At 68.4% G+C, this 12,160-nt stretch carries 11 protein-coding genes; 6 read left to right on the plus strand and 5 right to left on the minus strand.

Annotation, left to right across the window (positions count from 1 at the left end):
• Positions 1 to 153: 153 nt before the first annotated feature.
• Positions 154 to 900: a 23S rRNA (guanosine(2251)-2'-O)-methyltransferase RlmB gene (gene rlmB, locus KZ810_RS14995; RefSeq protein WP_219769921.1), complete on the plus strand. Its 747-nt coding sequence runs from the start codon at positions 154 to 156 to the stop codon at positions 898 to 900.
• Between the two features lie 43 nt (positions 901 to 943).
• Here rlmB and KZ810_RS15000 read toward each other — a convergent pair whose 3' ends face one another.
• Complete coding sequence (locus tag KZ810_RS15000) at positions 944 to 1,261, minus strand: 2Fe-2S iron-sulfur cluster-binding protein (RefSeq protein ID WP_219769922.1); 318 nt, start codon at positions 1,259 to 1,261, stop codon at positions 944 to 946.
• Positions 1,262 to 1,339: 78 nt separating this feature from the next.
• Between KZ810_RS15000 and KZ810_RS15005 the strand changes: the two genes are divergently transcribed.
• Complete coding sequence (locus tag KZ810_RS15005) at positions 1,340 to 1,969, plus strand: DNA-3-methyladenine glycosylase family protein (protein ID WP_219769923.1); 630 nt, start codon at positions 1,340 to 1,342, stop codon at positions 1,967 to 1,969.
• A 54-nt stretch (positions 1,970 to 2,023) separates the two neighbouring features.
• Here the strand turns inward: KZ810_RS15005 and KZ810_RS15010 are convergent, their stop codons facing one another.
• Positions 2,024 to 2,446: a DUF2147 domain-containing protein gene (locus tag KZ810_RS15010; protein ID WP_219769924.1), complete on the minus strand. Its 423-nt coding sequence runs from the start codon at positions 2,444 to 2,446 to the stop codon at positions 2,024 to 2,026.
• A gap of 176 nt (positions 2,447 to 2,622) precedes the next feature.
• Here KZ810_RS15010 and KZ810_RS15015 point away from each other — a divergent pair, with 176 nt between their 5' ends.
• Both KZ810_RS15015 and KZ810_RS15020 read left to right on the plus strand, forming a co-directional pair.
• Positions 2,623 to 3,948: an Nramp family divalent metal transporter gene (locus KZ810_RS15015; RefSeq protein ID WP_219769925.1), complete on the plus strand. Its 1,326-nt coding sequence runs from the start codon at positions 2,623 to 2,625 to the stop codon at positions 3,946 to 3,948.
• Positions 3,949 to 4,034: 86 nt separating this feature from the next.
• Entirely contained in the window at positions 4,035 to 5,123 is a 1,089-nt protein-coding gene (locus KZ810_RS15020; RefSeq protein WP_219769926.1) for an MBL fold metallo-hydrolase, read from the plus strand.
• Here the strand turns inward: KZ810_RS15020 and KZ810_RS15025 are convergent.
• Positions 5,101 to 5,823, minus strand: a complete 723-nt coding sequence (locus KZ810_RS15025) for a hypothetical protein (RefSeq protein ID WP_219769927.1) — start codon at positions 5,821 to 5,823, stop codon at positions 5,101 to 5,103. The genes KZ810_RS15020 and KZ810_RS15025 overlap by 23 nt on opposite strands.
• Positions 5,820 to 7,022, minus strand: coding sequence for a toxic anion resistance protein (locus KZ810_RS15030; protein WP_219769928.1), 1,203 nt, complete (start codon positions 7,020 to 7,022; stop codon positions 5,820 to 5,822). Before KZ810_RS15030 ends, KZ810_RS15025 begins: the two co-directional genes overlap by 4 nt.
• Positions 7,023 to 7,273: 251 nt before the next feature.
• On the opposite strand from KZ810_RS15030, the gene KZ810_RS15035 reads away from it, so the two are divergent.
• Complete coding sequence (locus KZ810_RS15035) at positions 7,274 to 9,661, plus strand: TonB-dependent receptor (RefSeq protein ID WP_219769929.1); 2,388 nt, start codon at positions 7,274 to 7,276, stop codon at positions 9,659 to 9,661.
• Positions 9,662 to 9,677: 16 nt separating this feature from the next.
• Here the strand turns inward: KZ810_RS15035 and KZ810_RS15040 are convergent, their stop codons facing one another.
• Positions 9,678 to 10,070, minus strand: a complete 393-nt coding sequence (locus tag KZ810_RS15040) for a hypothetical protein (RefSeq protein WP_219769930.1) — start codon at positions 10,068 to 10,070, stop codon at positions 9,678 to 9,680.
• A 212-nt stretch (positions 10,071 to 10,282) separates the two neighbouring features.
• Between KZ810_RS15040 and typA the strand changes: the two genes are divergently transcribed.
• Positions 10,283 to 12,124 (plus strand): translational GTPase TypA, encoded by a 1,842-nt coding sequence (gene typA / locus KZ810_RS15045; protein WP_219769931.1) that lies wholly within the window; start codon positions 10,283 to 10,285, stop codon positions 12,122 to 12,124.
• The last annotated feature ends 36 nt before the right edge of the window (positions 12,125 to 12,160 follow it).

A 12,160-nucleotide genomic window follows, 5' to 3' on the forward strand; every position in this document is an offset into this window, starting at 1 on the left:
CGCCGCAGGAGCGACGAAGAAGGCGGCTCCTAGAGGCGCGCGCGGCGGTGCGCAAGCCCCTTCGCGCCGCTTGTTTCCAAATGACCGGTGCTTGCGCGCGCACGGCGTGCGGCATAGGCACGCGCGCATGACGTTCACGAAGTTTCCGCGCTGATGGCGCGCCGCGGCCATCGCCCCAGCCAGACGCAGGGCAACCGCCCGCGCTTCTGGGGACGCCACGCGGTCACCGCCGCGCTTGCCAACCCCGAACGCGTGGTGCGCAAGATGTGGGGCACGCGCGAGGCGCTGGCATCGCTCGACCTGCCGTCGTCGCTGCCGGTCGTTTTCGCCGAAGCGCCCGACCTGGGCCGGCTGGTGCCCAACGACGCGCCGCACCAGGGTCTGGTCGCCGAAGTCGACCCGCTGGAAGAGATCTGGCTCGGAGACCTCTTGGCGCAAGGGGAGGGTGACCGCCGCCCGCTGATCGTGCTCGATCAGGTCACCGATCCGCACAATGTCGGCGCGATCATGCGTTCGGCCGCGGCGTTCGACGCGCTCGGCATCGTGACGCAGGATCGCCATGCGCCGCCCGAATCGGGCGTGCTCGCGCGCTCGGCGTCGGGCGCACTCGAGGTCGTGCCGTGGGTGCGTGTCGTGAACCTCGCGCGCGCGCTCGACGAGATCGGCGAGGCGGGGTTCTGGCGGATCGGGCTGACCGGCCACGCACCAGCGACGCTGGCGGAACAACTGGGCGAGACGCGCCCCGCGATCGTGCTCGGCGCGGAGGGCGAGGGGATGCGGCAGAATACCGAGGCGCATTGCGACCAGCTCGCGCGGTTGCCGATCTCAGGCAGAGTGGAGAGCCTGAACGTCTCCAACGCCGCGGCGATCGCGCTCTACGCGGTGGCGGCGCGCGGATGACGTGATGGGCGGGGCGCGGCCGTCGACCGCGCCCCCGCCGGTCTCAATCCTCCTCGGCGATCCGCACCTTCAGCCCGTCGAGCGCCGAGGTGAACTGGATCTGGCACGACAGCCGCGACCCCGCGTCGCGATCGGCGGAGGAGTCGAGCAAGTCGTTCTCGTCCTCGCTCATCGCAGGGAGACGGTCGATGAACGCCGGGTCGACGTGGACGTGGCACGTCGCGCATGAGCAGCAACCGCCGCACAGCGCCAGGATTTCGTCGATGCCGGCATCGCGAATGACTTCCATCACCGACAGGCCGACCTCGCCGTCGATCTCGCGTTCTTCCCCCTCGCGGGTGACGACGATAAGCTTGGGCATGATCAACTCTCCGAATGGTGGCGGCCTCCATGCCGCGTCGCGCGCGCCCGGGCAATGGTGCGCACATCGGGTCGCGCGATGGGCCTGAGCGAAGGCGACCTGCGCGCGGGGCTCGACGCGCTGGGCGAGATCGAGCCCGCCTTCGCCGCCGCGGTCGCGCGCGTCGGCTACCCCGCGCCGCGCATCCGGCAGCGCGGTTACGCGACGCTGCTGCGTATCATCGTCGGGCAGCAGGTGAGCGTGCGCGCCGCCGATGCAGTGTGGCGCAAGCTAGAGGAGCAGGTCGGCGACCCGAACGATCCCGCGATCATCGCCGCGGCGAGCGACGAGGCGCTGCGCGCCTGCGGCTTCTCGCGCCAGAAGACCGGCTACGCGCGCAGCCTGACGGACGAGGTGACGAGCGGCCGGCTCGACCTCGCCAATCTGTCCGCCGACGACGAGGAGGCGATCGCGCAGCTCGTCCGCGTCAAGGGGATCGGGCGCTGGTCGGCGGAGGTGTACCTGCTGTTCGCCGAAGGTCGCCCCGACATCTGGCCCGCGGGCGACCTGGCGGTGCAGATCGAGGTCGGCCGCATCCTCGGCCACGACGCGCGCCCGAGCGAGAAGCTGACGCGCGAACTAGCCGAAGCATGGCGGCCCCACCGCGGCGCCGCCGCCATCTTCACCTGGCACCATTACGGTGCCGGGCCGGATGCGGCGCCGGTGTGACGGGATGTGGCGCGGCAGCCGGGTCGACATTCCCGACTGCCACGCCGCGCTGGCTCAGCGCGCGGGGCGCCACACCTGCGTCTGGCACAGGAAGGCGATGCAGCCCTGTACCTTCAGCGTGTTGTCGGGGTTGCGGCTGACGATCGACTTGTAGGTCTTGCCGTTACGCGGATCGTAGATGCGGCCGCGCCAGTCATCACCCGCGTCGGCGAATTCGGACAGGACGGGCATACCGACGATCGGGCGGCTGCGCAGCGCCTTGTCCTTGTTGTTGACGTCGGTCGCGGCGGCCCCGGGGGTGTGTTTCAGCACGCGCACGATCCGGCCGCAGGTCTTGCCCCCGCACGGCCCCACCTCGACCAGCGCGGCGCCGTCTTCGGTCACGTAGCGGCCGTTGATCGGTTGCGCGGCCTGCGCGGGGGCGGCGAGGGCGACGGTGCCGGCAAGCGCGGCGGCTAGAGCGGGAAGCGTTCTCATGCCGCCTTCTTGCGGCGGCGCGGATGAACACGCAATGGCCGAGGCGGCACCGATGCGGGCGACGCGGCGCAGCAACGCAACGTCACGGTGGGCGAGCAGCGTCGCGGTACCCGCGCGGCGCCGTCGCTCACATCCCGCGTTGAACCGGGCGGGCTTCTCCCGCATGGGCGTGATCGATGTCGCCCCTCGCCCGCCCGTCCGAACATTCACCCTCGCGATCGCTCGCCGACAGCTACGCCTCGATCCGGGTGCCGGAGAATGCGGGGTTCTGGCGCACGATGCTCGCCTTCGTCGGGCCGGGCTGGCTCGTCGCGGTCGGCTATATGGACCCGGGCAATTGGGCGACCGACATCGCGGGCGGTTCGGCGTTCGGCTATCTGCTGCTCTCGGTCGTGCTGTGTTCCAACCTGATGGCGATCGTGCTGCAATCGCTCGCCGCCAGACTCGGCATCGGCGCGGGGCACGATCTGGCGCAGGCGTGCCGGGCGCGCACGTCGAAGCCGGTCGGCATCACCTTGTGGGCGCTCGCCGAGATCGCGATCATCGCGTGCGACCTCGCCGAGGTGCTCGGCACCGCGATCGCATTGAAGCTGCTGTTCGGGCTTCCGCTCGTCTGGGGCGTCGTGCTGACCGGGCTCGACGTGTTCGTGATCCTCGCGCTGCAGCGGCACGGATTTCGCCAGTTGGAGGCATTCATCGCCGCGTTGCTGGTCGTGATCGCGGTTTGTTTCGGGCTCGAACTCATCTGGGCGCGACCCGACTGGGTCGCGGCGGCGGGCGGGCTGATCCCGCGACCCGAGGTCGTGACCAATCCCGCGGCGCTCTACATCGCGATCGGTATCCTGGGCGCGACCGTGATGCCGCACAATCTCTACCTCCATTCCTCGATCGTCCAGACGCGCGCGTACGGCGAGGCGGAGGCCGGGCGACACCGCGCGCTGATGCTCGCGACGATCGATTCGACGGTCGCGCTCGGGCTCGCCTTCTTCATCAACGCCGCGATCCTGATCCTCGCCGCCGCCGCGTTCCACACCGCGGGGCGCACCGAAGTCGCCGAGATCGAGCAGGCGCACGAGTTGCTGGCACCCATGCTGGGGGTGGGCGGGGCGAGCGCGGTGTTCGCAATCGCACTGCTGGCGAGCGGTCAGAACTCGACCGTCACCGGGACGCTCGCGGGGCAGATCGTGATGGAGGGATTCCTCGACCTGCGCCTGCCCGTCTGGCTGCGGCGGCTGGTGACGCGCGCGCTCGCGATCCTGCCCGCGGTCGTCGTGGTCGGCGCGGCGGGCGACCGCGGCGCGGGCGAGTTGCTGGTGCTCAGCCAAGTGGTCCTGAGCCTCCAGCTACCGTTCGCGGTGATCCCGCTCGTCGCCTTCACGGCCAACCGCGGATACATGGGCAGCTTCGTCGCCCCGCGCTGGCTGTCGGCGCTCGCCTGGGCGATCGCGGCGGTGATCGTCGGGTTGAACGGCTATCTGTTGTGGGGGATGGCGACCGGATGAGCAGTGCGAGGGTTTGACACCGGCGCGGACGTGTCGCAGCACTTGTGCCCGTTCCGGATCGATCGACGTCACACCCTCATGCCTCGATGAAATCGCTTCTCGCCTCCCTGCTGCCCGTGGCGCTCGCGGCCTGCTCGGTTCCCGCGGTGACGCCGGGCGAGCTGCCGCGCAGCGACCATTTCGATGGGCGGCGTTTCTTCAATCCCGACGGGGATCGCGGCAGCGGGGGCGATGCGAAGAAGGGGCCGGTCGGGTTGATCGAGAGCCTGTTCACGCGCGCGAACAATTGGCCCTCCGTGGCGGTTACGCCGACGCGCCCGCCGCGTCGCGTTGCGGGTGCGGCGATGGCGGTGACGTGGATCGGTCACGCGACCGTGCTGGTGCAGACGCAGGGGCTCAACATCCTGACCGACCCGATCTGGGCCGAGCGATCGTCGCCGGTCGGGTTCGCGGGGCCCAAGCGGGTACGCGCGCCGGGTGTCAGGTTGGCCGATCTGCCGCGGATCGACGTCGTGCTGCTCAGCCACGATCATTACGACCACCTCGACACGAGCACGCTCAGAAGCCTGTTCGACCGCGATCGACCGCTGATTGTCACTAGCCTGCGCAACGACGCGCTGCTCGCGCGGTACGGTATCGTCGCTGAGGCACGCGACTGGGGCGGGCGCGTGCGGGTGCGCCCCGGCGTGGACGTCGTGGTAACGCGCGCGCACCATTGGAGCGGGCATGGCTTGGGCGATCACGACCGGGCGTTGTGGAGCGGCTTCGTCGTCACGCTGCCGGGCGGAAACCTGTATTTCGCGGGCGATACCGGTCCGGGCGACATGCGCTGGGCGATCGAGGCACGCCGCTACGGCCCCGTCCGCATGGCGCTGCTGCCGATCGGCGCCTATCATTTCACCGGGCCGGTGACCGGCAACCACATCGGTCCCGCCCAGGCGGTGACCGCGTTCGGTCAGCTAGGTGCGGCGTACGCGCTCGGCATCCACTGGGGCACGTTCGAGCTGACGTCGGAGGGGATCGATCAGCCGCGGATCGAACTCCACCGCGCGCTGGAACGCGCAAACATCGAGCGACGCCGCTTCCGCGCGACCGAGGTCGGGCAGACGTGGATGATCCCGCCGTCGGCCGCGACCGGTCAGCCGCCGCGCGTCACGCCTCGCCCTGGTATTTGATCTCCAGAAAGCGCCCGCGCGTCGCCAGTGCGTCGAGGTCGCCTTGCGCCAGTTGCTCGCTCATCTCGCTTAGCTCGCGCTCGATCACGCCGAGGCCGTCGGTGAGCTGCTGATCGGGGGTCTTGCCGTTACGCGGCGTGGAACGCAGCCCCGCGGGCACCTTCTGATAGTCGCGGACGAATTCGGGAAGTTGCTCGCCGACCAGCCGCCGCACCTCGGCTGCGGCGGGCGCATCGTCGTCGAGCGCACCGATCTGCGCGCCGAGCGTGTCGAGCTGCGCGCCGATCCGGTCGACGATCGGGACCGCGGGTGCCGGCAGCGCGGGGCGCTGCGCGTCGAGCCAGCGCGCGGTGGCCGCGGGCAGCGCCTTGATCTCGCTGCGCGCGATCCGTTCCGGAGTCGGCACCGGGGTCGCGGGCGCGAACGCGATGGTGAGCGTCACCGCCAGCATCAGCAGCATGACGGCGAGCGCGCCGAACATGCCGAGCGGCATGACGATCCCGCCGAACAGCGCCGCCGCGATCAGGATCGCCGCATCAGTGAGCGCGATCAGCACCAGTCGCTGCTTCACCCCGCCGCGCCCGCCGCGCGCCGGGCGACGCTGGGTCTGCATCACGCCGCCCTCGCCGCCGCCACGCACGCGCTCGACGGTGCGGCGCGCGTCGGCGATCGCCTCGTCGGTTCGGGTCGGTACGCTCACAGCGCCTCCAGCTTGAATTGGTCGGCCGGCCCCGACACGCGGTTCTGCGCGGCGCCCTCGGCGCGGGCGATATAGCCCTTCGACTTCTCCACTTCGTTGCCGAGCGTCGTGACCGTCGTCTTCATGCTGTCGAGCGCTTTCAGCTTGAAATCGTCGATCGCGTCCATCGTGTCGTAGATGTTCTGGAACGCGCGCTGGAGCGTTTCCAGCGGGATGGTCGAGGCGGCGGCCTGTTCGTGGATGCGCGCGGTGTTGGAACGCAGCAATTTGCCGGTTGAATCGATGATGTTGGCCGTGGTCGTATTCAGTTGCGTGATCTGCTCGAGCACGAGTTTCTGGTTGGTAAGCGCCTGCGCGACCGTGACCGCGGTGCGCAGCGCCGCGACCGTCGTGGTCGAGGCGCGGTCGACGCCCTTGATCAGCTCGACGTTGTTCTTCTTCACGAGGTCGAGCGCGAGATAGCCCTGCACGGTCACCGCCATCTGCGTCAGCAGGTCCTGCGTGCGCTGGCGGGCGTAGAACAGCGCGGTCTCGCGGATCGCCTTGGCCTTCGCCGGGTCGGTCGCGTCGAGCTCGTTCGCCTTGTCCTCCAGCCGCGCGTCCATCGTCTGCGACAAATGGATCATCTGTTCGAGCCGCCCCATCGCGGTCCACAGGTTCGCGCGCTCGGTGTCGATCGAGGCATTGTCCATCAACAGCTCGTCCTTGCCCGAGGACAGGCTCTTCAGGATCGAGCTGATGTGCGTCTGGCTGGATTTGTAGCTGTCGAAATAATTGCGCATCTTGTTGCCGAACGGGATCACACCGAACAGCTTCTGCGGCGCGGTGAGATTGCCCTTTTTGCCGGGATCCAGATCCTCGACCACGCGGCGCAGTTGCGCCAGGTCCTTGCCGACGCCGTCGTCCTTGTCCATCGCGCGCACCGGGCGGTCAAGGAAGCGGTTCGACTGGCCCGCGGCGTCGCGAATCTCCTTCTGCCCCATGCTGGTGATCGCATCGACGCGGCGGCCGAATTCGGGCGAGTTGACGTCCTCCGCGATCAACTGTTCGACGAAGGTGTCGACGCGCGTTTCGAGTTCGGTGCGCGTACCCTGGTCGACCGGCACCAGCCCCGCGGCCTTCGCAGGCGCGAGCGTGGGGACGGGGTCGGGCGGGGTGAGCACCAGTTCCTTCTCAACCGTGTCGGGCGTCGTCGCCATCGTGTCGTTCCTTCTCACCCGCGCAGGCCGCGCATCGTCCGTCACCGAGCCTGACCGCGATGGCTCCCGCGATCAAGTGTGTTGTTACTATAATACGCGGGTCGGATGACCGCAATCGGCCGCGCTTTTCCATCGAACCGCAACATCGGCGTCACCGCGGTGCAACCCGCGCGACGCGAAGCTGCAACCGTGCGGCCCTAGCGCGGCGGCGGGGCCGGTGGGACATCCGCGCGGCGACAGGGGAAAAGATGATGACGGCGAAGCTCTCGCTCGGCCTCTTGGCCGGGTTGCTCGGTTGCGTATCGACGCAGGCACTGGCGCAGGCCGCGGCGCAGCCGGAGAACACCCCCGACGACATCGTCGTCACCGCGCAGAAACGCGAGCAGCGGATCGAGGACGTGCCGCTGACCGTCACCGCGGTGACCGGCGAGCGGATGCGCGACCTGGGCGTCAATTCGTTGAGCGAGGTCGCGCTCTACGTGCCCGGCCTGCGCATCCAGGAGCAGAGCGCGAACAACCCCGGTTTCGTGATCCGCGGCATCACGTCCGATTCGGGTTCGGCGCAGCAGGGCGCGCGCGTCACGCTTTATTACAACGGTGTCGACATCTCGCGCTCGCGCGGGGCGTATCAGGACCTCTACGATCTCGAACGGATCGAGGTGGTGAAGGGGCCGCAGGCGACGCTGTTCGGCACCGCCGCCGCGGTCGGCGCGGTGTCGATCATCTCCGCGCGCCCCCGCGAGGGATTCTCGGCGAACCTGACCGGCTCGTACGGTAATTATAATCGTACGCAGGTGTCGGGGTATCTGAATGCGGGCAACGATACGCTCGCCGCGCGGCTCGCCTTCGCGTACAAATACCGCGACGGCTACGTCCGGAACATCGCGGGTGACCCGAAGGTGCCGAACCAGAACCAGGGTCGGGTCGACCAGGACGATCTGAACGGGCAGGACCAGCGTGGGCTGCGCGGCTCGCTGCGCTGGACGCCGTCGAACGACATCACCGCCGACCTCGTCCTGACCTACGACGGGCAGCGCAATCCGGGCACCGCGTTCAAGAGCCGCGTGTTCGCGCCGACCGGCGGGCAGACCGGCGATTACGGTTACGCCGAACTCTCGGGCTCGCCCTTCTCGAGGGAAGTGCTCGGCAAGCGCAAGCTCGGGCTCGACCGCAACGTCTATGACGCCAATCTGACGGTGCAGATCGACCTCGCGCCCGGCGTCACCTTCACCACCGTCAACGGCTATCGCCGCTTCGACAGTCTGGAGATGTTCGATGCCGACGGCGGGCCGGCCTGGTACCTCGAATTCGCCGAGGACGCGAAGGGCGACCAGTGGAACCACGAAGGCCGCTTCGCCTTCACCGGCGACACCTACCGCGCCTCGTTCGGCTGGAACGCGTTCCTCGAAGACGGTTTCCAGCGTGTGCCCTTCTCGACCGAGGAGGGCACCTATCTCGCCTGCTCGGTCGCTGCCGCCTACGCGCCCGTTCGCGCCGCGCTGGCGGCCGCGGGGGTGCCGACCGGCACTGGATGTGTCGCTGCCAACGGCACGATCCCCGCCGCGACCCGCGCGACTGCGCTGCTGACGCGCGGCGCCGCGACGCAGCTTCCGTACGCGTCGGTGTTCACCAATTACGGCACCAACCAGGCTTATTCGGTCTTCGCCGACGGAACGTGGCTGCCGACCCCCGCGCTCGAGCTGACTGCGGGCGCGCGCGTCCTGATCGAGCACCGCAAGTCGGGCTACAGCTCGGTCCAGCCCAATTCGACGATCCTCGCCGGACTCGGCATCCGCTCCAGCCTGCTCGGCACCGCGAGTACCGCGGGCGTGCGCTATACCGCAGAGGACAGTTTCGCCGCGGTGCTGCCGCGCTTCAATGCGCTCTTTCGCGTCGCCGACGGGCTCAACCTCTACGCCACGATCAGCAAGGGTCGCCGCTCGCCGGTGGTACAGCTCGCCGCGGCGGCCGCGGGGACGGGCGTTCGCCCCAACCTGCAATCGGTGCCCGAGGAGACGGTGTGGAATTACGAGGGCGGCGTGAAGGCCGCGCTCGGCGGGTTCACCGGCACCGCCTCGGTCTTCTATCAGGATTATCAGGGTTTCCAGGTTTCGGTCACGCAGCCCAACGGCACCGCACTGACGCAGAGCGCAGGGTCCGCAAAGAACCCCGGCGTCGAGTTCGAGGGCACCTATCGTCTGTCGCCGAATCTGTCGGTGTTCGGCAGTTTCGCGTATATCGACGGCAAGATCGACCGCGGCAACAACGTGACCCCCGCTTATGCCGGTGCGCGCTTCCGCCTGCAGCCCAAGACCACCGCGTCGGGCGGGATCAATCTGCGCGTGCCGCTGGGCGAGGGGACGGTGTTCTACGCAGTGCCGAGCGCCACGTATCAGTCGAAGGTATTCTTCGAACTGCCCAACAGCGACGCGATCAGCGAGCGGGGCTACACGCTCGTCAACCTGCGCGCGGGCGTCGAGCTGGCGGGCGGGCGTTATCGCCTCGGCGGTTTCGCGCGCAACCTGACCAATAAGAAGTATCTGATCGACGCGGGCAACACCGGCGGCGGTTTCGGCGACCCCACCTACATCCGCGGCGAACCGCGCTTCTACGGCGTCGAGGTCTCGGGGACGTTCTGATCGCTCGGAGCGGGGATCAGCCGTGCGTCGCCGGTGGCTTCGCCGACGCACCCGGCTCGATCCCCGACACCACCCAGGCGAGGGCCTCGTCATAGCTGTGGGCGAAGCGGGTGAACGGTTGATCGAAGATACGCCGCACCTGCAACCGCACCAGCATCGTGCCGGTCACGAGCGCCAGTGCGCGCGCGTGCTTCATCTTGGACAGGTGCGTGCCCATCGTCGCGATCATGTCCTGTGCCTGCACCGGGCAGCGCGACACGTCGATGATGAGCGCGTAGCTCGGCATCCGCGCGGCGGCGATCTGCGCGATCAGGTCGCCGACGAGCCGGTCCGCCTCGGCGGGGGACAGCATTCCCTCCATGTCGATCCGGACGAGGGAATGTGGGCGATCGACGACGATCTTGTACATGCGCGTTTCTCCACCGCGGCGATCATGCCATGCCAATGGTTGACGATCCGTCGACCCGTGCGCCGTGGTGGATCGTCGATGCGCGGCGGAGCGTCGATCGGCGTGCGGCTGTGGCGCCGGTTGCGCGCCCCATCTTTTCGCGCGCGCACAAATAGGCTAAGGGCGCGGCCGAAATCGCCTGTGCGACCAGCGCGGGCCATCCAGGAAACATGATGAACCTCCGCAATATCGCGATCATCGCGCACGTCGACCATGGCAAGACGACCCTCGTCGACCAGCTCTTCCGCCAGTCGGGTACCTTCCGCGAGAACCAGCGCATCGAAGAGCGCGCGATGGATTCGAACGACCTGGAAAAGGAGCGCGGGATCACCATTCTCGCCAAGCCGACCTCGGTCGACTGGACGCCGCCGGGCGAGAGCGAGGCGATCCGCATCAATATCGTCGACACGCCCGGCCACGCGGATTTCGGCGGCGAGGTGGAGCGCATCCTGTCGATGGTCGACGGTGTCGTCCTCTTGGTCGATTCGTCGGAAGGCGCGATGCCGCAGACGAAGTTCGTGACCGGCAAGGCGCTGGCGCTCGGCCTGAAGCCGATCGTGGTGGTCAACAAGGTCGACCGCAACGATGCGCGCATCCAGGAAGTGCTCGACGAGGTGTTCGACCTGTTCGTCAGCCTCGATGCGAACGACGAGCAGCTCGACTTCCCCGTGCTCTACGCCTCGGGCCGCAACGGCTATGCCTCGACCGACATGGACGCGCGCGAGGGCACGCTGATCCCGATGTTCGAGACGATCGTGCGCCACGTGCCGCCGCCCAACCTGCAGGTCGAGAACGTGCCGTTCACCTTCCTGGTGACGCTGCTCGATCGCGACAACTTCCTCGGCCGTATCCTGACCGGCCGCGTTAATTCGGGGACGGTCAAGCAAAACCAGCCGATCCACGCGCTCGACAATGACGGCAACGTTGTCGAGACCGGTCGCGCGTCGAAGATCCTGTCGTTCCGCGGCCTCGACCGCGTTCCGGTCGACGAGGCGAAGGCGGGCGACATCATCAGCCTCGCCGGGCTGACCGTCGCGACCGTCTCGAACACGATCGCGGACCCGCAGGTGACCGAGCCGCTGCACGCGCAGCCGATCGACCCGCCGACGCTGTCGATGCGCTTCGCGGTGAACGATTCGCCGATGGCGGGTCGCGAGGGGTCGAAGGTGACCAGCCGCATGATCCGCGACCGCCTGTTCCGCGAGGCGGAATCGAACGTCGCGGTGAAGGTGACCGAGGCGGCCGACCGCGACAGCTACGAAGTGGCGGGCCGCGGCGAATTGCAGCTCGGCGTGCTGATCGAGACGATGCGCCGCGAAGGCTTCGAGCTCGGCATCAGCCGTCCGCGTGTTTTGTTCGGCGAGGACGAGGACGGCAAGAAGACCGAGCCGTACGAGACCGTCATCATCGACGTGGACGAGGAATATTCGGGCACGGTCGTCGAGAAGATGAACCTGCGCAAGGCCGAGATGACCGACATGCGCCCGTCGGGCGGTGGCAAGACGCGCATCACCTTCTCCGCGCCCAGCCGCGGGATGATCGGCTATCACGGCGAGTTCCTGTCGGACACGCGTGGCACCGGCATCATGAACCGGCTGTTCGAGAAGTACGGGCCGCACAAGGGCAATATCGAGGGCCGCAAGAACGGCGTGCTGATCTCGAACGGTGCGGGCGAAGCGCAGGGCTACGCGCTCGGCCCGCTCGAGGACCGCGGCATCCTGTTCGTCGGCCACGGCGAGGCGCTGTACGAGGGCATGATCATCGGCGAGAACGCCAAGACGGATGACCTCGAGGTCAACCCGATGAAGGCGAAGCAGCTGACCAACTTCCGCGCATCCGGCGGCAAGGACGACGCGATCCGCCTGACCCCGCCGAAGAAGATGACGCTGGAGCAGGCGATCGCGTACATCGACGACGACGAGATGGTCGAAGTGACGCCGAAGTCGATCCGTCTGCGCAAGCGCTTCCTCGATCCGAACGAGCGCAAGCGCGCGAGCCGCGCGAAGGCCGCCTGAGCGGGCCGGGCAAGCCGCAGCGATCGCTGCGGCGAG

The organism is Sphingomonas citricola, from assembly GCF_019429535.1.
GTDB classification, from domain to species: Bacteria; Pseudomonadota; Alphaproteobacteria; order Sphingomonadales; family Sphingomonadaceae; genus Sphingomonas; species Sphingomonas citricola.